Origin of the sequence: Streptomyces sp. NPDC127098, assembly GCF_042722465.1 — a bacterium.
GTDB lineage: Bacteria > Actinomycetota > Actinomycetes > Streptomycetales > Streptomycetaceae > Streptomyces > Streptomyces millisiae.
This window is the reverse complement of sequence record NZ_JBHXFJ010000011.1, coordinates 91,918-114,653: the sequence shown is the minus strand read 5'-3', so window position 1 is coordinate 114,653 and position 22,736 is coordinate 91,918. Positions and strand designations below refer to the sequence as shown.

General features: G+C 74.1%; 20 protein-coding genes and 1 pseudogene. 12 read left to right on the top strand and 9 right to left on the bottom strand.

Annotated features, from left to right (window positions below):
* Positions 1 to 45: 45 nt before the first annotated feature.
* Together ACFWI8_RS10290 and ACFWI8_RS10285 are read right to left on the bottom strand one after the other, a co-directional pair.
* Positions 46 to 1,725, bottom strand: a complete 1,680-nt coding sequence (locus ACFWI8_RS10290; RefSeq protein WP_387088120.1) for a glycoside hydrolase family 13 protein — start codon at positions 1,723 to 1,725, stop codon at positions 46 to 48.
* Positions 1,726 to 1,779: 54 nt separating this feature from the next.
* A complete protein-coding gene (locus tag ACFWI8_RS10285) occupies positions 1,780 to 2,859 on the bottom strand; it encodes a LacI family DNA-binding transcriptional regulator (RefSeq protein WP_387088117.1) in 1,080 nt (359 codons plus the stop codon).
* Between the two features lie 346 nt (positions 2,860 to 3,205).
* Here ACFWI8_RS10285 and ACFWI8_RS10280 point away from each other — a divergent pair.
* Both ACFWI8_RS10280 and ACFWI8_RS10275 read left to right on the top strand, forming a co-directional pair.
* Positions 3,206 to 3,421 (top strand): annotated as a pseudogene (locus ACFWI8_RS10280) (helix-turn-helix domain-containing protein); the annotation flags it as partial.
* A gap of 672 nt (positions 3,422 to 4,093) precedes the next feature.
* Positions 4,094 to 4,918 (top strand): hypothetical protein, encoded by an 825-nt coding sequence (locus ACFWI8_RS10275; protein WP_387088189.1) that lies wholly within the window; start codon positions 4,094 to 4,096, stop codon positions 4,916 to 4,918.
* A gap of 2 nt (positions 4,919 to 4,920) precedes the next feature.
* Here ACFWI8_RS10275 and ACFWI8_RS10270 read toward each other — a convergent pair whose 3' ends face one another.
* Positions 4,921 to 6,357 (bottom strand): MFS transporter, encoded by a 1,437-nt coding sequence (locus ACFWI8_RS10270; RefSeq protein ID WP_387088115.1) that lies wholly within the window; start codon positions 6,355 to 6,357, stop codon positions 4,921 to 4,923.
* A gap of 94 nt (positions 6,358 to 6,451) precedes the next feature.
* On the opposite strand from ACFWI8_RS10270, the gene ACFWI8_RS10265 reads away from it, so the two are divergent.
* The 7 genes from ACFWI8_RS10265 (at position 6,452) to ACFWI8_RS10235 (ending at position 13,389) form a co-directional block, all read left to right on the top strand.
* Positions 6,452 to 6,976 (top strand): MarR family winged helix-turn-helix transcriptional regulator, encoded by a 525-nt coding sequence (locus ACFWI8_RS10265; protein ID WP_387088112.1) that lies wholly within the window; start codon positions 6,452 to 6,454, stop codon positions 6,974 to 6,976.
* Positions 6,966 to 7,700: a response regulator transcription factor gene (locus ACFWI8_RS10260; RefSeq protein ID WP_387088109.1), complete on the top strand. Its 735-nt coding sequence runs from the start codon at positions 6,966 to 6,968 to the stop codon at positions 7,698 to 7,700. Before ACFWI8_RS10265 ends, ACFWI8_RS10260 begins: the two co-directional genes overlap by 11 nt.
* A 132-nt stretch (positions 7,701 to 7,832) precedes the next feature.
* A complete protein-coding gene (locus ACFWI8_RS10255) occupies positions 7,833 to 8,597 on the top strand; it encodes an SDR family NAD(P)-dependent oxidoreductase (protein WP_387088106.1) in 765 nt (254 codons plus the stop codon).
* Between the two features lie 47 nt (positions 8,598 to 8,644).
* The gene (locus ACFWI8_RS10250; RefSeq protein WP_387088103.1) at positions 8,645 to 10,468 is read left to right on the top strand and encodes a flavin-containing monooxygenase; all 1,824 of its coding nucleotides are present in this window, start codon (positions 8,645 to 8,647) and stop codon (positions 10,466 to 10,468) included.
* A complete protein-coding gene (locus tag ACFWI8_RS10245) occupies positions 10,452 to 12,113 on the top strand; it encodes an SMP-30/gluconolactonase/LRE family protein (protein ID WP_387088100.1) in 1,662 nt (553 codons plus the stop codon). The genes ACFWI8_RS10250 and ACFWI8_RS10245 overlap by 17 nt, the downstream gene beginning before the upstream one ends.
* Positions 12,114 to 12,212: 99 nt before the next feature.
* Positions 12,213 to 12,968 carry a class I SAM-dependent methyltransferase gene (locus ACFWI8_RS10240; RefSeq protein ID WP_387088097.1) on the top strand — a complete coding sequence of 252 codons (756 nt, stop codon included), beginning with the start codon at positions 12,213 to 12,215 and terminating at the stop codon, positions 12,966 to 12,968.
* Between the two features lie 154 nt (positions 12,969 to 13,122).
* On the top strand, positions 13,123 to 13,389 hold the full coding sequence (locus ACFWI8_RS10235; protein WP_311597934.1) for a hypothetical protein: 267 nt from the start codon (positions 13,123 to 13,125) through the stop codon (positions 13,387 to 13,389).
* Between the two features lie 35 nt (positions 13,390 to 13,424).
* On the opposite strand, the gene ACFWI8_RS10230 is transcribed toward ACFWI8_RS10235, so the two are convergent.
* The 4 genes from ACFWI8_RS10230 to ACFWI8_RS10215 form a co-directional block, all read right to left on the bottom strand.
* Positions 13,425 to 14,291: a GntR family transcriptional regulator gene (locus ACFWI8_RS10230; protein ID WP_387088094.1), complete on the bottom strand. Its 867-nt coding sequence runs from the start codon at positions 14,289 to 14,291 to the stop codon at positions 13,425 to 13,427.
* 194 nt (positions 14,292 to 14,485) lie between these two features.
* Positions 14,486 to 15,802 carry a homogentisate 1,2-dioxygenase gene (gene hmgA / locus ACFWI8_RS10225; protein WP_387088092.1) on the bottom strand — a complete coding sequence of 439 codons (1,317 nt, stop codon included), beginning with the start codon at positions 15,800 to 15,802 and terminating at the stop codon, positions 14,486 to 14,488.
* Positions 15,803 to 15,871: 69 nt separating this feature from the next.
* Positions 15,872 to 17,176 carry a hypothetical protein gene (locus ACFWI8_RS10220; protein ID WP_387088089.1) on the bottom strand — a complete coding sequence of 435 codons (1,305 nt, stop codon included), beginning with the start codon at positions 17,174 to 17,176 and terminating at the stop codon, positions 15,872 to 15,874.
* 273 nt (positions 17,177 to 17,449) lie between these two features.
* The gene (locus tag ACFWI8_RS10215; protein WP_387088186.1) at positions 17,450 to 17,911 is read right to left on the bottom strand and encodes a MaoC family dehydratase; all 462 of its coding nucleotides are present in this window, start codon (positions 17,909 to 17,911) and stop codon (positions 17,450 to 17,452) included.
* 135 nt (positions 17,912 to 18,046) lie between these two features.
* Between ACFWI8_RS10215 and ACFWI8_RS10210 the strand changes: the two genes are divergently transcribed.
* Complete coding sequence (locus ACFWI8_RS10210; protein ID WP_387088086.1) at positions 18,047 to 19,111, top strand: PQQ-dependent sugar dehydrogenase; 1,065 nt, start codon at positions 18,047 to 18,049, stop codon at positions 19,109 to 19,111.
* Here the strand turns inward: ACFWI8_RS10210 and ACFWI8_RS10205 are convergent.
* Positions 19,098 to 19,415, bottom strand: a complete 318-nt coding sequence (locus ACFWI8_RS10205; protein ID WP_387088084.1) for a DUF202 domain-containing protein — start codon at positions 19,413 to 19,415, stop codon at positions 19,098 to 19,100. The genes ACFWI8_RS10210 and ACFWI8_RS10205 overlap by 14 nt on opposite strands.
* Positions 19,415 to 19,801 carry a YidH family protein gene (locus ACFWI8_RS10200; RefSeq protein WP_387088081.1) on the bottom strand — a complete coding sequence of 129 codons (387 nt, stop codon included), beginning with the start codon at positions 19,799 to 19,801 and terminating at the stop codon, positions 19,415 to 19,417. Before ACFWI8_RS10200 ends, ACFWI8_RS10205 begins: the two co-directional genes overlap by 1 nt.
* Before the next feature lie 65 nt (positions 19,802 to 19,866).
* On the opposite strand from ACFWI8_RS10200, the gene ACFWI8_RS10195 reads away from it, so the two are divergent.
* Together ACFWI8_RS10195 and ACFWI8_RS10190 are read left to right on the top strand one after the other, a co-directional pair.
* Positions 19,867 to 20,715 carry an SDR family NAD(P)-dependent oxidoreductase gene (locus tag ACFWI8_RS10195; protein WP_387088078.1) on the top strand — a complete coding sequence of 283 codons (849 nt, stop codon included), beginning with the start codon at positions 19,867 to 19,869 and terminating at the stop codon, positions 20,713 to 20,715.
* Positions 20,716 to 21,043: 328 nt separating this feature from the next.
* A complete protein-coding gene (locus ACFWI8_RS10190; RefSeq protein WP_387088076.1) occupies positions 21,044 to 22,696 on the top strand; it encodes an FAD-binding dehydrogenase in 1,653 nt (550 codons plus the stop codon).
* Positions 22,697 to 22,736: the final 40 nt, after the last annotated feature.

The window sequence follows — 22,736 nt, the reverse complement described above, 5'->3', positions numbered from 1 at the left end:
GCCAGCCCTGGGCCCCCGTGTACCCGGGAGGGCGGCCCGGATCCGTCATACGCGGGACGCGCCGCCGCCCCAGAGCCAGACCGTGGTGTCGGTGGGCAGCAGCCCGCCGGTGATCCGGTCGCTCGACAGCAGCACGCCCCAGGTGCGGGGCAGCGGGAACGGCTCCTCCGAGAAGTTCACCGCGCACCGCAGCACCGGGGAGCGCTCGAACGACAGGACCCCCTCCGGCGCGTCGAGCCAGCGCAGCGTCCCGCTGTCGAAGCCGGGCTGCTCACTCCGCAGCCGCAGCGCCGCCCGGTACAGCTCCAGCATCGAGCCCGGCGTGCCCGACTGGAACTGCGCGCTGAACTTCTCCCACTCCGCCGGCTGCGGAAGCCACGGCGGCTCGCTGCCGCGCCGCGCGAAGCCGAACGGGCTCTCCGAGCCGGACCACGGCAGCGGCACCCGGGACCCGTCCCGCCCCCGGACCGTGTGCCCCGAGCGACCCCACAGCGGGTCCCTGAGCGCCTCGTCCGGCAGGTCCTCGACCTCCCACAGGCCGAGCTCCTCGCCCTGGTAGAGGTAGGAACTACCCGGCAGCGCCAGCATCAGCAGCGCCGCCGCCCGCGCCCGCCTGGTGCCCAGGTCACGGTCCGAGTGGCCGTGGTCGGTGCGGTAGAGGTCCTGGGTGGTGTCGCGCCGCCCGTACCGTGTGACATGGCGCGTCACGTCATGGTTGGACAACACCCAGGTGGCCGGGGCCCCGACCTCGGCCAGCGAGCTGACGCTGCGGTCGATGACCTCGCGGATCGACTTGAACTCCCACGGCGACTTCAGGAACGCGAAGTTGAAGGCCGTGTGCAGCTCGTCGGAGCCCAGGTAGCGGGCCGCCTGGTCGTCCCGCGAGTTGGCCTCGGCGCAGAACACCCGGTCACCGGCGTAGGACTCGGCGATCTTCCGCCAGGACTGGTAGATCTCGTGCAGCCCCTCCTGGTTCCAGTGCGGGTGTCCGTCCTTCCAGGGACCCTCCTCGAAGACGGCGTCCTCGGGGATGCCGATGTCGGGCAGCGCCGGATCCTTGACGAGGCCGGAGGCGACGTCGATCCGGAAGCCGTCCACGCCCCGGTCGAACCAGAAGCGCAGGATCGACTCGAACTCGGAACGGACGTCCCGGTGGGCCCAGTTGAGATCGGGCTGCTCCGGCGAGAACAGGTGCAGGTACCACTGTCCCGGCGTGCCGTCCGGCTCGGTGACCCTGGTCCAGGCCGAACCGCCGAACCGGCTGCGCCAGTCGTTGGGCGGCTGCGCGCCGTCCGGGCCCCGGCCGTCGCGGAAGTGGTAGCGCTCGCGCTCGGGCGAACCCGGTGCGGCGCCTAACGCCTCGACGAACCAGGGGTGTTGGTCGGAGGTGTGATTGGGCACGAGGTCGAGGACGACGCGGACGCCGAGCGCATGGGCCTCGGCGATCATCTCCTCACCCTCGGCGAGGGTGCCGAACACCGGATCGATCGCCCGGAAGTCGGTCACGTCATAGCCGCCGTCGGCCATCGGTGACGGATACCAGGGAGTGATCCACACGGCGTCGACGCCCAACTCCTTGAGGTACGGCAGACGGGCGCGCAGACCGGCGATGTCGCCGACGCCGTCCCCGTTGCCGTCCGCGAAGCTGCGGATGTAGACCTGATAGATCACGGCGGTGCGCCACCAGGGCACGGCCGAGTTCTCATGAATGCGGGTGCGGGGCACGAATCTTCCATTCCTCTTGCGAGTTGACCCTGGAAAATGCGCGGTTGGAGCGGCTCACCGCGCACTGGTGCGGCTGTGCTGGTCCGGTTCGGGTCCCGGCCGGGGTGAGAGGGGATTTCGAGGACGCGCGACACGAGCCGCGCCGGTGGTGCCCCGGACGACGAGCCGGGTCGGCACCACGACCTGAGTCGGTTCCTCGCTCTCCCCCGACAACGCGTCGAGGATCTGCTGAGCGAGCAACTCGCCCTGGTGGGCAACGGGTTGAGCAATGGTGGTGAGGTTGAGCAGCTCGGCCGTCTCATGGTTGTCGAACCCGATGACCGAGACGTCTTCCGGGGCGCGCAGCCCCATCCGGCCCAGCGTGCGCAGCGCGCCGAACGCCATCTGGTCCGACTCCGCGAAGACGGCGGTGGGCGGATCAGGCAGGCTCAGCAACTGCGCCATGGCCGAGGCGCCTTCGTCGATCGTGAGGTTGCCCGGCGCCTCGAGCTCCGGGTCGTAGGGGATGCCCGCCTGCGCCAGCACCGTGCGGTAGGCGTGCTGGCGCACGATCGGGGTGGTGAACCCCCGCGAGTCGCCGAGGGCACCGGAGATCATGCCGATCCGCCGGTGGCCCAGGTTGATCAGATGCCTGACCGCCGTGCTCGCGCCCTCGGCGTTGTCGATGGAGACGTGCCAACAGCCGGGGATGCGGGTGCCGAGCACGGCTATGGGCACTTCCATCGAGACCAGCGACTCGCGCTCGGCCGCCGACAGCGGCAGGTTGAGCACGATCACCGCGTCGACGCGGCGGCGCAGCGGCATGTGGGCGAAGAACCGTTCATGCACGCGCTCGTCACCGAGGTTGTACAGCAGGATGTCCAGGTCGTTGGCCCGCAGCACCGAGTCGATGCCGGCCACCACCTGACCGTAGAACCAGCGGTTGACGAACGGCAGGATCACGCCCACCGTGCCGGTCCGCCCGGAGGCGAGGGAGGAGGCGTGGGGGGAGACCGCGTAGGACAACTCCTCCGCGGCGCGCAGCACTCGCTCACGGGTCGCCTCCGAGACGTTCGGCAACCCACGCAGGGCACGGGACACGGTGGCGGTGGACACCTCCGCGCGCCGCGCGACGTCGATGATGCTGGCGGCCATAACCCTCCGATCACGGCAGTGAGCCGAACGTACTGCCGATGGAAGGGGTAGTGCAATCGTTTACATGAAAGGATCTTGGGTTTTCGCCGAATTGGGGCCGCTGGCAGTCAAGTTGACAGAAGAGTCGCAGGTGAAAGCCATGAAGGGGCTGATGTAAACGTGTGCATGCAACAAGACAACGGCCTCCCGTTTGGCGCCTTCGGCAAGGCGCCGACCACCAGCTTGGCAAGTCGGGCGCCGACAGTCGCCCGGAACGCCGAAACCCGCGCGTAACACGGCGCCGGCCACACCTATCCTGACGGGGCACGACGGGGAGAGTCTTCCGAGGCCGGGGGGGATACGGGGCATGGGGCGGACACCGGGGGAGAACCCGGCCGCGGCGCGGTTCGCGGAGCGGCTGAGCGAGTTGAAGGAGCGCTCGGGACACAGCTTCGCGGTCCTGGCCAAACGGCTCCACACCAGCACCTCCACGCTGCACCGCTACTGCGCGGGCACCGTGGTGCCGACCGAGTACGCCCCGGTGGAACGCCTCGCGCGCGCCTGCGGGGCGACGAAGGACGAACTGCTGGAACTGCACCGCCTGTGGCTGCGCGCCGACGCGATGCGCCTGCCGGCGCGGCCGGCCACGCCCCGCCTGCCGGGGCCGCCTCGGCAGGCGGGCGCCGGCCGGGTCGACCGAGCCGGAGGCTCGGGGCGAGTCGGCCCCGGCGGGCCTGGGCCCTCGCCGGCCGAGTCAGACGGTTCCTCGACGGCCGCTCGTGGCCGGACCACGCCCCCGCGGCCGGCCGGCCGGTCGACGGAAGTGGGGCGGTCCGGCCCGGGCGGCCCCGGAGCGACCGATCGTTCCGGTGGGCCCGAGGCGGTCGGTTTTCGTCGGGCCGGGAGCCCGCGGGGAGTTGGCCCTGGCGGGTCAGCCGGTGCGCCAGCTGCCGGCGACGACGGTTCGGCCGGAGGCCCGGGGCCGGCCGGCTCTGACGGGCCGTCCGGTCGAGGGGCGGACGCGAGGGGCCTCGGCCCCGGTCAACCCGAACCAGCCGGTTCTCGTCGGGCCGCCGGTGCCGGGGGAGTCGGCCCAGCCGGTTCGCCGGCCGCCGGCGGCGGCGGTGCGGCCGGGGGCCGGCGGCGGGTCAGTTCCCGTGGGCCGTCTGGCCTCGGTCGTCCCGAGACGGCCGGGGCCGGGGAGGGAGTTGGCCCTGGCCGGGCAGCCGGTGCGGCAGCCGCCGGAGGCGACGGCGTGGCCACGGGCCCGTGGCCCGCCGGCCGGCGTGGCCCGCGCCGGCCAGGCGTGCGTGGCGCCGCGCTGGCGCTCGGTGCGGTCGCCGCTCTCGCGGCGCTCGCGCTCGCCGCGCTCACGCTCAGCGCGCTGCGCGACGGCGGCGAGCCGCCCGCGGCGGACGACGCGCCGCCGGAGGTCGTCGCCGAACTCGCGCCGTTGACGTGGGCTACCCGCTCCCACGTGTGGGCCGGCGGCTGCGGGCACCGCTACCTGGTCGACCGTGACCCGGCCGAGGTACCGGCCCCGCCGGTCGCGCAGGACGCGGACCGGTGGGCCGGCGAACTCGACGCCGTGCACGGCGGATCCACCATCGTGGAGACCACCCTTCGAACCGGCGGCCGGGAGGCCGTCGTCGTCGAGGCCGTGCACATCCGCGTCGTCGAGCGGCGCGCGCCGCTCGCGTGGCCGGCGTTCGACATGTCGCTCGGCTGCGGCGGCGCCCTCACCCCGGCCGCGTTCACCGTCGACCTGGACGCCGACCGCCCTGTGGTCCGGCCGCGGGACGGCTACGACGGCGAGGCGGAGGCCGAACTGCCGGCCCCGGAGCCGCCGTTCCTGGTCACCGAGGACGAGCCGCTGGTGCTGCGGGTGGAGGCGACCGCCGTCGACTGCGACTGCGACTGGTATGTCGAGGTGGACTGGGCCAGTGGCGCCGACAGCGGCATGGCGCGGATCGACGACGCCGGTCGCCCGTTCCGCACCAGCGGGGTGACCGGCGCCCCCGGGGACGTCTACGGCTACGAGTACACCGCGAGCCGCTGGGAGCGCGGCTACGGCGGGTGACCTCAGGCCGTGGCGCGGTGCCGGACGCCGTGCACGGCGGCGATGACCGCGGTCGTCGCCGCCGCTATGGAGGCGATCACGAAGCAGGTCACGTAGGCGTCGACGCTCGGCACCTCGGTGCCCGGGATCACGTCGCCGACCAGGATGGCCGCGGTCGCCGCGCTGGCCAGGCTGCCGCCGGCGGTCCGCACCAGCGAGTTGACGCCGCTGGCGATGCCGCTCGACTCCATCGGCACGTGCTGCACGGCGAGGGTGCCGAGCGCCGCGTAGGCGATGCCGAAGCCGACGCCCTGGATCCCGCTGAAGACGAGGAAGTCGCCGACCGAGCCGTGCCGGAGCGCGAGCCACAGGTAGGCGAGGGCGGCGAAGGCCGAGCCGATCGCCAGCGTCCTGGCGGCGCCGAGCTTGGCCTCGAAGCGGCCGGCGAGGGCGGAGAAGAACAGCATGGTGAAGGTGGACGGCAGCATGTAGAGGCCGACGTCGAGCACCGATCCTGACAGGCCGTAGCCGACGGCCTCCTCGGGCGTCTGGATGAAGTTGGACACCAGCTGGAAGGCCGCGAACATCGCGAAGCCGAGCAGCAGCGAGGCCAGGTTGGCCGACAGCGACTTCGGGCCGACCAGCAACCGCAGCCGCACCAGCGGTTCGGCGACCCGTAGCTGCGTCAGGACCCAGACCACGCACAGCACGACCGCCGCCGCGAACAGGCCGAGGATGCGGCCGTCGGTCCAACCCCAGGCGTTGCCCTGGCTGATGCCCAGCAGCAGGCTCACCAGGAAGCCGGCGAGCAGCAGCGCGCCGGGGAGGTCGGGGCGGCCGCCGGTGCGCGAGGCGGACTCGGCGGTGCAGACCACAACGAAGCCGAGGCCGACGGCGCCCATCGCGGCCGAGATCCAGAACACCGGGTGGTGGGTGTCGGTGTTGTCGGCGATCACGCCGGTGACCAGCATGCCGGCGGCGCCGCCCACGCCCATCGTGGCGCTGACCACGCCGATGGCGGTGGTGACCCGCTCGCGCGGGAAGGTGTCCCTGATCATGCCGATGGCCAGCGGGATCACGGCGGCGGCCGCGCCCTGGAGCGCGCGTCCCGCGATCATCACGGCGAGCGAGTCGGAGAGCGCGCAGACCACCGAGCCGGCCACCAGCAGCGCCATGGTCAGCGTGATCATCCGCTTCTTGCCGTACATGTCGCCGAAGCGGGAGAGGAGCGGGGTGGCGACCGCGCCCGCCAGCAGCGTGGCGGTGAAGACCCAGGCCACCGACGTCACGGTGGCGTCGAAGGTCTGCGCCAGCCGGGGCAGCAGCGGCAGCACCAGGGTCTGCTGCAGTGAGACGACGAGGCCGCAGACGGCGAGCGCCAGCATCGTCAGGCCGGGTCGGGTCGTCGTCGCGCGGTCGACGCGATCCGGCGAGGCCGCCGTGATGGTGGTGTCTGTCACAGGGGAGCTCCTGTTTCCTGTTCTTCCACGCTTTACTTAACTCAGGAAAATAGTAGCTTACTTGACTTAGGCAATGAGCTGGTAAAATGAGCCCATGGCCACACCGCAGCAGCCGGACGCCCCCGTCCCGGCCGAAGTGATCGAGATCGAGCGCGAGTTGCATCGCATCGCCTATCTGAGCAGCCGAGCCAGACAGCACGATCGGATGATGGCCCTGGCCGGCGTGCCGCTCGACCGGGCCGCCGTGTCGCTGCTGCGCGCCCTCGCCGACGTCGAGCAGCTGCGGGTGGGGGAGTTGGCCTCCCGGCTCAACGTGGAGGCGCCGCACGTGACCCGTCAGGCCCAGCGCCTGGAGCGGGCCGGCCACGTGGAGCGGGTACCCGATCCGGACGACGGCCGCGCCCAGTTGATCCGCCTCACCCCCGCCGGCCGGGACGCCGTCGACCGGATCCGCGAGACCTCCCGGCGTGGCATGTGGGCCGCCCTGTCCCACTGGGACACGGAGGACCTGCGACGGCTCGCCGACCTCTTCCAGCGCATGGTCGACGACTTTCTCGACTACGCCGCCGCCAACGAGCCCCAGGAGCCCTCACGAGCCGCTGCCGGACATGACGCATGAGCAACGCCGGACGGGCGCCCTCACGCGGGTCGGCGGCACGCCGCCGCCGACCCGCGGAGCCGGCCAGCACGTGCTGGTCGTCGCCCCCGACCCCGGCACCCACGACCTCCTCGCGACCACCATGGAACTCGCCGGCTACCGCGTCGGAACCGCCGGCACCCGCGCCGAGGCCCTGGCCCGGGTCGCCGAGCACCGCTTCGACCTGGTGGTCGTCGACGTCGTCCTGCCGGACGGCACGGACTTCGCCGCCTTCCGCCACCGCGCCCAGGGCCGTCCCCGGGTGCTGCTGCTGACCGCCCACGAGTCGCTCTCCAGCGTCGTCCCCCGGCTCGGCGACGGCGTGGACGACTACGTCACCAAGCCGTTCCGGGTGGCCGAAGTGCTGGCCAGGGCCCACGTGTTACTGCGGCGGGGCGGCCCGACGCGGGCCGAACCGCCACCCGGCTACGCCGACCTGACGCTCGACGACGTCACCTGCCGGGCCCGCCGCGGCGGCCGGGCCCTCGACCTCACCCCCGCCGAGTACCGGTTGCTGCGCTACCTGTTGGCCAACGCCGAACAGGTGATCACCAAGGAACAGATCCGCTACCACGTCTGGGGCGAGTTCCGCGGCGACAACGCCATCGAGAAGCTGGTCTCCCGCCTCCGCCGCAAGGTCAACCAGCACGAACCCGCCCTCATCCACACCCGTCGCGGCTTCGGCTACTGGCTCGGCAGGGCGTGATCCCCGTCACGTCAGCTCGCCGTCAGGCAGTCGGCCGGAAGCCGTCAGCACCGACCGCTTACCTGGGCACCCGGACCACAGGACGAGGCGCCACCAGCCGGCCGGCGCCGACGACGAGCGGGAGGCACCACCGTGAGCGAGTACCCGGGACTGAGGAACGCCGCCGCCGTCGTCACCGGCGGCGGCTCCGGCATCGGCCGGGCCACCGCCCTGCTGCTGGCCGCGTCCGGCGCCCACGTCGTCGTCGCCGACCTCGAAGGACCGGCGGCCGAGCGGGTCCGCGCGGCGATCGAGTCCGCCGGCGGCACCGCCGTCACGGTCGTCGGCGACCTCGGCGACCAGGCCGTCGTCGACGCGGTGATCGCCACCGCCGTCGCGGAGTTCGGCACGCTGGACGTGCTGGTCAACAACGCCGGCGTGATGGACGACCTCGCCGCGACCGCCGACGTCACCGACGAGGCATGGGAGCGGCTGCTCGCCGTCAACCTCACCGCGCCGTTCCGCCTCACCCGCGCCGCCCTGCCCGTCATGCTCGCCCAGGGGCGCGGCGCGATCGTGAACACCGCCTCCGAGGCCGCGCTGCGCGGCAGCGCGGCCGGCACCGCCTACACCGTCTCCAAGTGGGGCATCGCCGGGCTGACCCTGTCCACGGCCGTCATGTACCGCGGCACCGGGATCCGGGTCAACGGCGTGGCCCCCGGCGGCACCCGCACCAACATCAGCGTGACCCCGGGCCCCGGACGCGGCCCCGAGGTGTTCGCCGCGCACGCCGCCGCCGTCGGCCGGGTCGCCGAGCCCGAGGAGGTGGCCGCCGCCATCGTCTTCCTCGCCTCCGACGCGGCCAGCAACGTCAACGGCGTCGTGCTGCCGGTCGACAACGGCTGGTCCGCGGTCTGACCCGCGCCCCCGCACCACACTCACCGACCCCCACGGAGAGGACCGGAATGCCGGTATCCGACACCCGCCTTCCCGACCCCGACGCGCTCGGCTTCGACCCCGAGGCCCTGCGCGCCCGCTACCGCGCCGAGCGCGAGCGCCGCACGGGACCCGACAGCGGCCGCCGGTACCGGCCCGCCGCCGGCGACTTCGGCTACTACGTCGACGACCCCTACACCGCCCCCGCCGCCCCCAGGGAGCCGCTGCTCGACCGGGTGGACGCCGTGGTCGTCGGCGGCGGCTTCGGCGGGCTGCTCGCCGCCGCCCGACTGCGCGAGGCCGGACTCGTCCGCGTCCGGGTGGTCGAGAGGGGCGGCGACTTCGGCGGCACCTGGTACTGGAACCGCTACCCGGGCGTCCACTGCGACATCGAGTCCTATGTGTACATGCCGCTCCTGGAGGAGGTCGGCCACATCCCGAAGTGGCGGTACGCGCCGGGGGAGGAGATCAGGCAGCACGCGCGCGCCATCGGCCGCCACTACGACCTCTACGCGGAAGCCTGCTTCCAGACCGAGGTCACCGGCCTCCGCTGGGACGACACGGAGCGCGAGTGGACCGTGGAGACCGACCGCGGCGACCGGGTCAGGGCCCGCCACGTGGTGCTCTCCGGCGGCCCGTTCGGTCGCCCCAAGCTCCCCGGCATCCCCGGCATCGAGACGTTCACCGGCCACACCTTCCACACCAGTCGCTGGGACTACGCCTACACCGGGGGCGGCCCGGACGGCGGCCTGCACCGGCTGGCCGACAAGCGGGTCGGCGTCATCGGCACCGGCGCCACCGCCGTCCAGTGCGTGCCGCACCTGGCCGAGGCCGCCCACCGGCTCTACGTCTTCCAGCGCACCCCGTCCTCCGTCGACGTCCGCGACAACCGCCCCACCGACCCCGACTGGGCGGCCGCCCTCACCCCGGGCTGGCACCACCGCCGCCGCGAGAACTTCCTCGCCGTGCTCGGCGGCGCCGCCGAGGAGGACCTCGTCGGCGACGGCTGGACCGCGAGCGCCCGGCTGCTCGGCACCCTGATGGGCGGCGTCGACCCCGTGCCCGAACAGGGGCAACTGTCCGCGGAGGAACGCGAACTCGCCGCCGAACTCGCCGACTTCCGCAAGATGAACGAGATCCGCGCCCGGGTCGACCGGCTCGTGCGCGACCCGGCGACGGCCGAGGCGCTCAAGCCCTGGTACCGGTACGCCTGCAAGCGCCCGACCTTCAGCGACAGCTACCTGGAGGCCTTCAACCGGCCGGGCACCACGCTCGTCGACGCCGGGAACCACGGCGTCGAGCGCCTCACCGAGACCGCCGCGGTCGTCGACGGCGTCCCCTACGAGGTCGACTGCGTGATCTTCGCCACCGGCTTCGACCTCACGCTGCCCACCGGCGCCCGCACCGGCTTCCCCGTGCGGGGACGGGACGGCCGCACCCTCGCCGAGCACTGGGGCCGAGGGCCGCGCACCCTGCACGGCTTCTACAGCCACGGCTTCCCCAACCTGTTCCACCTCGGCGCGCTGCAGAACGCCACCTCGGTGAACTTCACCCACCTCCTCGACGAACAGGCCGTCCACATCGCCGAGGTCGTCGCCGCGGCCGCCAAGCGCCCGGGCGCCGTCGTGGAGCCCACCGCCGAGGCGGAGGAGGAATGGGCCGCCACGCTCCGCCAACACGCCCGCGACAACTCGGCGTTCCACGAGCAGTGCACCCCCGGCTACTACAACAACGAGGGCCGGGTCAGGCGCGGCCCGAGCGTGCACGGCTACGGCGCGGGACCCGCCGCCTTCCACCGGTTGATCAGGCGCTGGCGCGCGGAGGGAGGCATCGACGGTGTCCTCGTCGACTGACACCAGGAGCAGCCGCTTCGACCCCACCGGCGCCTGGCGCCCGCGCACCGGCGGGGGTTGGCAGGCCGCGCGCCTCAACCACCCCAACCCGCTGTGGGGTTCCAACGGCGTCGCGTTCGGCCCCGACGGCCGCCTGTACGTCGCCCAGTTCCTCGCGGGCCGGATCAGCGCCCTCGACCCCGCCACCGGCGACGTGGAGAGCGTCGTCGGCCCGGGCAGCCCCGTCCAGGCCCCCGACGACCTGGCGTTCGGCGCGGACGGCGCCATGTACATCGCCGACCTCACCCCGGGCCGCGTCTGGCGGCGCGACCCGGCCGGCACCTACACGCTGGTCACCGACACCGTCGCCCAGCCCAACGGCATCACCTGCGTCGGCGACCGGCTCTTCGTCAACGAGATGCGCGTCCAGGGCCGTCTGGTCGAACTCCTCCCCGACGGCCGCGACCCGGTGGTGCTCGCCGACGACCTCGCCTTCGGCAACGCCATGCAGCGCGGCCCCGACGGCCGGCTCTACTACCCGCACATGCTCACCGGCCAGGTGTGGCGGGTGCATCCCGACGGCGGCCCGCCCGAACTGTTCGCCGACCGGGTGGACGAACCGGTCGCGGTCCGGTTCGACCGGGGAGGCACGCTGGTGGTCCTCTCGCGCGGTCCGGCCGGCGTGCTCACCAGGATCGACCCCGACGGCGGGCGGCGCACCACGCTGGCCACCGGCGTCACCGGGCTCGACAACGCCGCCTTCGACGCCGAGAACCGGATGTTCGTCTCCAGCTACGCCAGCGGCGGCCTCACCGAGGTGCGCCCCGACGGCCGCATCAGGGAGGTCGTGCCACGCGGCCTCAACGGCCCGTTCGGGATCACCGTGGACCTCGGCGGCCGGGTGCACGCCGCCGACCACTTCAGCCTCACCAGCGCTCCGCTGCCCGACCCGGGAGCGCCGGCCGAACCCCAACCCGTCTGGTCGGACGAGGCGTTGACCCGTCGCCTGATCATCTTCGCACACGGCGTGACCGCCGAAGGCGGCCTGCTGCACGTCACCACCAGGCTCGGCGAGGTGCACACCCACGACCCGGCCGCCGACACCACCCGGGTGCGGGCCACCGGACTGCGGGAGCCGGTCGGCATCGTCGCCGCGCCCGACGGCACGCTGCTGGTCGCCGAGGCGGGCGCCGGCCGGGTGGTCAGGATCCACGAGGGCGGCGGGGTCACCGTGCTCGCCGAAGGGCTCGAACACCCCGTGGACGTGGCCCTGGACGCGGCCGGGCGCTGCCTGGTCAGCGACGACAGGACCGGCGCCGTGCTGCGGCTCGACGGGGACGGCGCGGCCACCACCGTGGCGGACGGCCTCGGCGCCCCGCAGGGCCTGGTCGTCGACGGCGACGCGCTGTACACCGTGGAGACCGCGCACCGCAGGCTGACGGCGATCTCGCTGACCACGGGGGAGCGGCGGGTCGTCGCCGAGCGGCTGCCGGTCGGCGAGCCGCCCGGCGCCCGCCGCGCCGAGCCGGCGGGCCCGCCGGGCGTGGTGGCGCCGCCGCCCCTCTTCGCCGGGCTCGCGCTCGCGCCCGACGGCTCGCTGCTGCTGTCGGCCAACGGCGAGGGCACCGTGCTCCGGCTCCACCGGTCGGATGACTGCGCCGACTGAGTGACTGCGCCGATCGGGTTAGCTGCGCCGATCGGGTTAGCTGCGTCGATCGGGTTAAAAGTGGTGGCGTGCCCGCCGTTCGCTCACCAGTCTTGACCGGTGACCAACGACTCGCACGCCCCGTTCGCCGACCCGCACTACGCCGCCTGCTACGACGCCTTCTTCCCCTGGAAGGAGCGGGAGGACTTCCACTTCTACCTGCCGCGCGTCATGGCGGCCGGCTCCGTGCTCGACCTCGGCTGCGGCACCGGGATGCTGCTGCACCACGCCCGCGAGGCCGGCCACACCGGCCGACTGGTGGGCCTCGACCCGGCCGAGGGCATGTTGGCGCGCGCCAGGCGGCGCGCCGACGTGGAGTGGATCAGGGGCGACCTGCGCTCCGTCTCCCTCGACGGCCGCTTCGACCTCGTGGTGATGGCCGGCCACGCCTTCCAGGAGCTGGTGACCGACGAGGAGCTGCGGGACACCCTGGCCGCGGTGCGCGCCGTCCTCGCCGAGGACGGCGCGTTCGGTTTCGAGACCCGCAACCCGGCGGTGCGCGGCTGGGAGAACTGGGGCCTGGAGTACGGCCTGGCGATCCAGGACCCGGCCGGCTCGGGCGGCGTGGTGCGGATGACCATCGAGGGCCGCCCCGAGGCCCGCGGGGACGTCGTCCACACCACCACCCGCATGACCGGCCCCGCCTGGCCCGACGGCCTGGTCACCCGGGGCACGCTGCGCTTCCTGGACGCCGACGGGCTCGACGCCGCGCTGGCCGAGGCGGGCCTGGAAGTGGCCGAGCGGTACGGCGACTTCGACGGTTCGCCGCTCACCCCGGCGAGCCACGAGATCGTCACGATCGCGCGGCCGGCGTGACGCGCACGGGTTTCCGAGGGAACGGATGTCTTGTCGTGTTCGTCAACCCCGTTGCGGGGAAAGGTGAAACGAGGGACCGGGATACCCATGCGCACTTGTGGGGCGTTAGGGTTACCCTGCCCGGACCGGGTGCCGTTGTACGGGTGGGAGAGTCATGGAGCGGATAACAGTGCGGAGCAGGCCGCCTCGAGTGCCTGCCATCAACTGCGGGAGCGGCGCCAGCAGCGCCCGCCTCGATCGCCACTTGAGCGTGCTCTCCGGCCCTGCCGTGTCCTCGCGGGAGGCCGAGGAAGCCACCACGCTGATGCGGGAGTTGACCAAGCGCGACGAGCGCGCCGCGCACACCAGCAAGGGGGCGCGCGTCTCGCTGTTCGCCCCACTGCGGCGGCTGCGGCGCACGCTCTTCGGCGGCCGCGGCTGATCCCCTGAAGCCCCCGACCACCCGGCCGGGGGCCTTCAGCCGTCGGCCGGGGGGAGTTCGGGGGGCGCGTCGCCCGGTACCGCGTCCAACGTCCCGGAGTCCAGCGTCCCGGAGTCCACGGTCACGGCGTCCTTCGGCACGGCGTCCACCGTCACGGCGAACGAGAACCGGTCCCCCCGGTAGTGGATCCGCGCCACGTCGACGACGCGCCCGCACTCGTCGAACACCACCCCCGTGATGTGCAGGATCGGGCTCAGCAGCGGCACCGCGAGCAGTCGGGCGGTCTCCGGATCGGCGAGCCTCGCCTGCACGGTGTTGGTGATCCGGCCGACCGCCACCCCGGCCACGTCCCGCAGCACCCGCGTCATCGGCCACCGCGCCAGCGCGGCCGGGGCGACGCGGGCCGCCACCTCGGGCCGCAGCAGGTTCTCCACCCAGTTCACCGGCTCGCCGCTCGCCCGCTCCCGGCGCAGCCGGCGGAACCGCACCACCTCGGCGAGGTCGGGGAAGTGCCCGACCAGCTCCGCGGGCACCGGCACCGGGCCGTGGTCGAGCAGCGTCGTCGTCTCGCCCGACTGCTGCGCCACGATCGCGTCGAGCGTGCCCAGCAGCCGCACCGGCGCGGCAGGCCCGGCCGCCGGCTCGATGAAGGTGCCGCGCCGCCGGTGCCGGCTGATCAGCCCCTCCCGCTCCAGCTCCTTGAGCGCCTGGCGCATCGTCAGCACGCTCACCCCGTAGTGCCCGGCCAGCTGCTCCTCGGTGGGCAGCCGCAGCGGTGCCTCCGGGGCCCGGCCGAGTATCGAGGCGCGGAGCGACTGCGTCACCTGGTACCACAGCGGGAGCTTGCGGTTGAGCTCGAGCGGGTCGGGGGCGAAGACGGTCACGGCGGTCGCTCCGGGCATCCGGTCCACGGGAAGGGCTTGACGGCGGCTAGGTCCTGTCCTGTCGATCTTGTCGGATCAGCCCGCGGCGTCAGATGCGGTGCATCGCAAGGCGCCGGATCGCAGCTCATACTTGGCCGTATTCGCGCGATTCGGTAACGCAGCGAGGTGCCGTAGCTGGCGTCGCGGGCCCGGCAAGATCGGCAGGACAGGGCCTAGTGGGGGAAGTGCCGTTCAAGACCCTGCCACACGTCGTCGTAGTCGCGCTGGAGATGCTCACAGTCGGCCGCCTGGCCGGTGAGGGTCACCGGCCAGCGGGTCTCGAACATGAAGGCAAGACCGTCGTCGACCTTCTGCGGCACCAACTCGGCTCCGCTGGCCCGCTCGAAGGTCTCCCGGTCGGGTCCGTGGGCGGAGAGCATGTTGTGCAGCGAGCCGCCGCCGGGCACGAAGCCGCGCGCCTTGGCGTCGTAGGCGCCCTCGATCAGGCCCATGTACTCGCTCATCACGTTGCGGTGGAAGTACGGCGGCCTGAAGGTGTCCTCGCCGACCAGCCAGCGCGGCGCGAAGACCACGAAGTCAACGTTGGCCAGGCCCGGTTGGGTCGAGGGCGAGGTCAGCACGGTGAAGATCGACGGGTCCGGGTGGTCGTAGCTGATGGAGCCCAGCACGTTGAACCGCCGCAGGTCGTAGCGGTAGGGCAGGTGGTTGCCGTGCCAGGCCACCACGTCGAGCGGTGAGTGGTCATAGCGGGCCGCCCACAGGTTGCCGCAGAACTTGACGACCACCTCGACCGGCCGGTCGCCGTCGTCGAAGGCGGCGGTGGGGGCCTCGAAGTCCCGTGCCGCCGCAAGGCCGTTGGCGCCGATCGGGCCCAACTCGGGCAGCACGAACGGCCGGCCGTAGTTCTCGCACACGTAGCCGGCCGCCGAGCCGTCCGGCAGCTCGACCCGGAACCGCACCCCGCGCGGGATCAGCGCCACCTGCCCGGGGCCGACCCGCAGCGGACCGAACTCGGTGACCAGCAGCAGGGCCCCGCGCTGCGGCACGATCAGCAGCTCGCCGTCCGCGTTCCCGAACACCCGGTCGACCATGGGGGTGTCGGCGGCGTAGAGGTGGATCGCCATGCCCTCGCGGCGGCGCGCGTCGCCGTTGCCGCCGAGCGTCCACAGGCCGGCGACGAAGTCGGTGCCGGCCGGCGGGCCCGGCAGCGGGTCCCAGCGCAGCCGGTTGGGGTCGGGCGCGGTCTCCTCGAACGGCGCCGCGCGCAGCCCGCCGTTCGCCGTCCTGCGGAACGGCGGGTGGGCCGCCGAGGGCCGGATCCGGTAGAGCCAGGAGCGCCGGTTGTCGGCGCGCGGCTCGGTGAACGCGCTGCCGCTCAGCTGCTCGGCATAGAGCCCGAGCGGCGCGCGCTGCGGCGAGTTGCGCCCCTCGGGGAGCGCGCCGGGCACGGCCTCGCTCCGATGCTGGTTGCCGAAGCCCGTGAGATACCGCTCTCCGCTGCCGCCTGCCACGTTGCCGACCGTGCTCATCCCGCACTCCCGCCGCCGAGCGAACCCACCATTCCTGTGTCCGACCGTAGGAATGGGGGCGCCGCGAAGTCAACGGGCCTGCACGGTCCTGGCCAGCAGTTCCGCCGCTCGGCCGCGGTTACGGTACGGGCGCAGGGCCTGCCGCATCTGCCGCAGGGCGCGCTCCGCGTCCGCCGAGCGCAATCGTTCCTGTGCGTGGACGAAGGACTCCCAGGCCGCGCACGCCTCGTCCAGGTGGCCGGTGCGCAGCAGCAGTTGGCCGAACCTGGCCTGGGTGAGCGCCCGGCCCCTGACGTCGCTCGCCGACCGCTCGCCCGCCGCCCGGCGCAGCGCGGCCAGCGCGCCCGGCAGGTCGCCGAGGGCCTCGAGCACCGCCGAGGTCTGGAAGTGCAGCGCGGCCACCGGATAGGCGTCGAACGGCGCCGCCGCGGCGGTGGCCCGGTCGGCGGCCCGCTCGGCCAGGCGCAGCGCGGCGAGCGCGCCCCTGCGGTCCCCGCCGAGCCCCAGCACCACAGCCAACTGTGCCTGCACGTACGCCTGCTGGGCGGGCGGCGCGTCCCTGACCCCCTCCCTGGCGGCCTCCGCGAGCTGGATCGCGGGCGCCAGGTGGCCGAGCCGCTGGGCCTGCCCGCTCATCGCCCTGAGCACCACGCTCCACGCGGTGCGGTCACCCACCTCGCCGGCCAACTGGTGGGCGAAGGCGTAGTACCGCTGCGCCGCGCCGTGCAGCAGCCCGTCCTCGTACATCCGGGCCATCAGGAAAGCCAGCCGGGAGGCCAGCACGAACAGCTCGCGGCGGGCCCGGCCCGAGCGTCGCTCGGCCAGCAGCGGCGTCACGTCGTCGGCGAGGTAGGCGGCGAGTGCGCTGCGGGCGTGCCGGCCGCCGTGGGTGTCGATGGAGGCGGCGAAGAAGCTCACCGCGTCGTGCAGCGCGGCGGTGCCCTCGCCGCGGGGCGCGGGCGCCGCCGGCCGCTCGGCCGGCGGCGGCCCCGGCACCACCGCCTCGGCCACCCGGTAGGGCCGCTGGTGCAGCGGCCGGCGCCGGCCCGCGTCGCTGTCCGCGCGGCACAGGGTGGTGAAGCCGGTGACCGGGTCGAGGGACGGCGCCTCGCGGACGCCGGCCGAGAACCCGGCGGCCTCGGGGGTGACCGCCCGGCCAAGACGGCGGGACAGCGCCTCGGCGGCCAGGTGCGGGGCGGGATGCCGGGGCTGGGTGCCGGCGAGCCAGTGCGCGACGGAGGTGCGGTCGTAGCGGAGCACGGTGCCGATCTCGCCGCCCAGCGTGTTCACGGCCCTGGCCAGGGCCTCCTGGGTCCAGCCGGCCTCGGTGAGCATGGCCCGCAGCCGGTGGTTGGGGCCGCGCCGGTTCGTCATGGTCCTGTGGTCTCACGTCGCGCGGCGGCCCGACAGGGCGCACGGGGGCATCCGCGTCGACCGAACTGACCCACGATCGCCCGATCGGGTTGCTTTGGGGGGCGTTTGGTCGGCCGTGCGCGAAAGCCGTGTGGCGCGCGTTGACGTTGGTGTCATGAACGACCCCAGCCTGTACGCCGCCGTCCTCGCCCCGGGCGCCTCGGCGCACTCCCGCCCGCCCCAACGGCCACCCCGCACGCCCCCCGCCGCGCCGCCGCCGGCCGGCGGCGGCGCTCAGCCGAGATAGCGGGTCACGGTCTCCGCGACGCAGACCGGCTTCTCGCCGCCCTCCCGCCTGATCGTGGCGGCCAGCGTCGACTGCACGCCGCCCGGCACCCGCTCGACCGCGGCGATCCTGGCGGTGGCCCGCACCCGGGAGCCGGCGGGCAGCGGCGCCGGGAAACGCACCCGGTTCACGCCGTAGTTGAGGGCCAACCGCACCCCCTCGACCCGCAACAGGCCAGGCACCAGCACCGGCAGCAGGGCCAGAGTCAGATAGCCGTGCGCGATGGTCGACCCGAAGGGCCCGGCGGCCGCCCGCTCCCGGTCGGTGTGGATCCACTGGTGGTCGCCGGTCGCCTCGGCGAACAGGTCGATCGCCCGCTGCTCGACGGCCAACCAGCGGCCAGGCCCCAACTCCTCGCCGACGGCGGCCAGTAGGGCATCGGGCGAGGCAAAGATCCGCGGCTCCTCCACCATGCCGGCAGGATACCGAGCCGCCCCGCCGCCTTGTTGACGGTCCATCGTCAAAATGGTGGGATCGGTGGCGCGTCACTCGACGACGCGTGGGGGCTGGCACCGCACCACCGTCCCTCGAACCCGGGAGGTACCATGCACGCCCGCACCCTCCGCCGCGCCGTCCGGGCCCTGGCCTCGGCCGGCCTGGTCACCGCGTTACTCGGCGCCGCCCCCGGCGGACCCGCGCCGCTGTCGGCGCCGGCCGGCATCAGCCAGCTCTCCGCCGGCTGGTCCGTGCCCTGGGGCATGGACTGGCTGCCCGACGGCTCCGCGCTCTACGCCGAGCGTGACACCCACCGCGTAGTCCGCCTCGCTCCGAACGGCACCCGCACCGTGGTCGGCACCGTCCCCAACGTGGTCAGCGGCGGCGAGGGCGGCCTGCTCGGCCTCGCCGTCTCGCCGAACTTCGCCACCGACCGGACCTTCTACGTCTTCCACACCGCCGCGAACGACAACCGCGTCGCCCGCCTCACCTTCGACGGCACCGCGATCGGCGGCTACCAGCCGATCCTCACCGGCATCGCCAGGGCCACCTACCACAACGGCGGCCGCCTCGCCTTCGGCCCCGACGGCTACCTCTACGCCACCACAGGCGACGCCCAGCAGACCGCCCTCGCGCAGAACACCCAGTCGCTCAACGGCAAGATCCTCAGGATCACCACCACCGGCGCCCCGGCCCCCGGCAACCCGTTCGGCAACCACGTCTACTCCCTGGGCCACCGCAACCCCCAGGGCCTCGCCTGGGACGCCGCGGGCCGGCTCTGGGCCGCCGAACTCGGCCAGAACACCTGGGACGAGCTCAACCTCATCCAGCAGGGCGCCAACTACGGCTGGCCCACCTGCGAGGGCACCTGCGGCCGCCCCGGCATGACCGACCCCAGGCGCACCTGGAGCACCGCCGAGGCGTCACCCAGCGGCCTCACCTACGCGGACGGCGCCCTCTACCTGGCCGCCCTGCGCGGCCAACGTCTGTGGCGCATCCCGCTGAACGGCACCGAGGCCGGCACCCCGCAGGCGTACTACCAGAACCAGCTCGGCCGCCTCCGCACCGTCGCCACCGAACCGGGCGGCACCGCGCTGTGGCTGTCCACCAGCAACTCCGACAGCCCGGGCGCCCCCGCCGGGCGGGACGCCGTCCACCGCGTCACCCTCCGCTGAGCGTCAGCGCCACCGCCGCCGCCGTGGCCAGCACGGCCCCGGCGGCGGCCAGCACCGTCCCGCCACCCGCCGCGCCGGGCCGCCGGTCGGTCAGCTCCCCGAGCCGCCGGTGCGCCAGCACCAGGAACCCCACCCACAGCAGCGCGGCCACCGCCACCGCCACCACCGCGACCGGGCGGCCGTCCTCCGCGACCACGAGCGACCGGCCGGCGAGCGCCACCACCAGCGCGAAAGCCAAGGTGGTCCGCCGCCACGCGAGTCGGGTGCGCTCCGGCTGCGCGCCCGGATCCCGCTCCCCGGCCATCAACCGACCGCCACGGCCACGATCACCACCACCGCCGTGACCACGGTCCCCACCGCCAGCAGCGCCGGGAACCGACTCATCGGCAGGTCCTCACCACGCCGCATCGCCCGCTCGGAACGCACCCAGTGGTTCACCGCCCGCACCGCGCACGTCGCCCCGCCGGCCAGCAACAGCACGGCCACCGCCACCCGCGGCCCCCAACCGATGTCCGTCAGGAACTGATCGACGGCGATGCCGCCCGCGAGCAGCGCGAGCGCGGTCCGCAGCCAGGCCAGGAACGTGCGCTCGTTGGCAAGTGAGAACCGGTAGTCCGGCGTCGTCCCCTCCTCCCTGACCCGCCACGGCGCGAACCACAACCGCACCGCCCGCACCATTCGCCCGATCATGCGAAAAGTCTGCCGCATGGTCGTGGCCCCGGGCCGTCCGAGCCCGCCGTGCCTACCGTGGCCACATGGACGTCCGACACCGCCACGCGATCGTCACCGGCGGGTCGAGCGGCATCGGACTCGCCACCGCCGAACTGCTCGCCGCCCACGGCGCCCGCGTCTCCCTGCTCGCCAGGGACCCCGACCGGCTGGCCCGCGCCACCGCCCGGCTGCGCGCCGCCGGCGCGACCGTGGCCGCCCGGCCGGCCGACGTGACCGACGCCCACGGCCTGGCGGCCGCCCTCGACGACCTGGAGTCCGCCCAGGGCCCCTGCGACATCCTGCTGCACTCCGCCGGTGCCGTCGTCCCCGGTCACTTCCTGGACCTGGACGACGCGACCTTCCGGACGATGATGGAGGTCAACTACTTCGGCACCCTCAACGCGATGCGGCGGCTGGTCCCCGGCATGGTGAAACGCGGCCACGGCAGCGTCGTCGCCGTCTCCTCGGCCGCCGCGCTGGTGGGCGTCTTCGGCTACACCGCCTACGGCCCCGCCAAGTGCGCGGTGCGCGGCCTCATGGAGGCGGCCAGGGCCGAACTGGCCCGGCACGGCGTCCACACCGGGCTCGTCCTCCCCCCGGACGTCGACACCCCCCAACTGGCCGAGGAGAACCGCCACAAACCGGCTGAGACCCGAGCCATCGCCGGCACGGTCAAACCCCTCCCACCGGCCCGGGTCGCCCGCGCCATCCTCACCGGCATCCACCGCCGCCGCTTCCTCATCTGCCCCGACCCCACGACCTGGACCCTGGCCCACCTCGGCGGCGCCGTCACCCCGGTCCTGAACCGGCTCTTCGACCACCGAACGGGATCCGCCTGGCGGCGGCAGCGCCCCGAAGGGGAGGCCCGAGGGCTGGCGGGCCCCGCGCCGTAGCCGCGGCTCCGGCGGGCCGGGGGCCGGCACCGGACACCCGTGGCGCCCCCGGCCGGTACCGGTGGTGCCGGCGGGTTCCGCCGGCCCTCCGGCGATGCGACTGCCGGCACGGACGGGTCCGCCCGGCCCTCGCCCCGGGCTCCGTGGGCGGGACCCGAAGGGCGCGTGCCGGTACGCCCCGGCGCCGGGGTCCGGGGCAGAGCCCCGGGAGGTGTGGCGGCCGGCATGGCCGGTGGGCGGCACGGGGCCGCCAGGCCCCGGTGCCCCTTCGGGGCGCTCCCGCCGCCAGGCGGCTTCGCCGCCAGGCTCACCCCGTAGATTGAGCCGCATGGGTTATGACGCGGATGTCATCGTGATCGGGGCCGGTCTCGCCGGGCTTGTGGCCGTGGCCGAGTTGGTGGAGGCGGGGCGGCGGGTCGTCCTGGTCGACCAGGAGCCCGAGGCGTCCCTCGGGGGGCAGGCGCACTGGTCGTTCGGTGGGCTCTTCCTCGTCGACAGCCCGGAGCAGCGTCGGCTGGGCGTCCGCGACAGTCATGAGCTCGCGTGGGCGGACTGGCTCGCCACCGCCGGGTTCGACCGGGACGAGGACCGCTGGCCGCGCCGCTGGGCCGAGGCCTACGTGGACTTCGCCGCCGGCGAGAAGCGGTCCTGGCTGCGGGCGCACGGCATCAGGATCTTCCCCGTCGTCGGCTGGGCCGAGCGCGGCGCCGCCGACGGGGCCGGGCCCGGCAACTCGGTGCCCCGCTTCCACATCACCTGGGGCACGGGACCCGGCGTCCTCGCGCCCTTCGTCCGCCGCCTGCGGGAAGGCGTCGCGCGCGGCCTGGTCGAGACCCGGTTCCGGCACCGCGTCACCGGGCTCGGGAGGACCGCCGGCGTCGTGGACACCGTCACCGGTGAGGTGCTGGTGCCGAGTTCGGCGCCGCGCGGCACCGCCAGTTCGCGGGAGGCCGCCGGCACCTTCGAGCTGCGCGCCCAGGCCGTGATCATCACCTCGGGCGGCATCGGCGGCAACGCCGAACTCGTCCGTGCCAACTGGCCGGAACGGCTCGGCGCCCCGCCCGAGCGGCTGCTCACCGGCGTGCCCGCGCACGTCGACGGCCTGATGCTGGGCGTCGCCGAGCGCGCCGGTGCCCGGCTGATCAACCGGGACCGGATGTGGCACTACACCGAGGGCATCACCAACTGGGACCCGGTCTGGCCCGGGCACGGCATCCGCGTCCTGCCGGGGCCCTCCTCGCTCTGGCTCGACCCCACGGGACGCCGGCTGCCGGCCGGCCACGTGCCGGGCGCCGACACGCTCGGCGCCCTGAAGCACATCACCCGCGCCGGCCACGCCCACACCTGGTTCGTGTTGAACCGCCGGGTGATCGAGAAGGAGTTCGCGCTGTCGGGCTCCGAGCAGAACCCCGACCTCACCGGCAAGCACGTGCTGGAGGTGCTGGGCCGGATACGCGCCGGCGTGCCGGGCCCGGTGCGGGCGTTCCTCGACCGGGGCGCCGACTTCGTCGTCGCGCGGGACGTCGAGGAACTGGCCGCCGGCATGAACCGGGTGGCGGGCGACGAGGCGATCGACGCGGCCGAGCTGCGCCGGACCATCGAGGCGAGGGACCGCGAGATCACCGACCCGGCGGGGGGCGACCCGCAGGCGCTCACCATCCGCCACGCGCGCGGCTTCCGCGGTGAGCGCCTGGCCCGGGTGGTGCCGCCGCACGCGCTGCTCGACCCGAAGGCGGGGCCGCTGATCGCCGCCCGGCTCTCCGTCCTCACCCGCAAGACCCTGGGCGGTCTGGAGACCGACCTGTCGTCCCGGGTGCTGACGGCCGGCGGCGAGCCGCTGCCCGGCGTCTACGCGGCCGGCGAGGCGGCCGGCTTCGGCGGCGGCGGGGTGCACGGCTACCGGTCGCTGGAGGGCACCTTCCTCGGCGGCTGTCTCTTCTCCGGGCGCTCGGCCGGCCGGGCCGCGGCCGGGGCCGTGTAGCCTCGGACCGACATCCGGCTCGACGGCATCCGGACGGCAA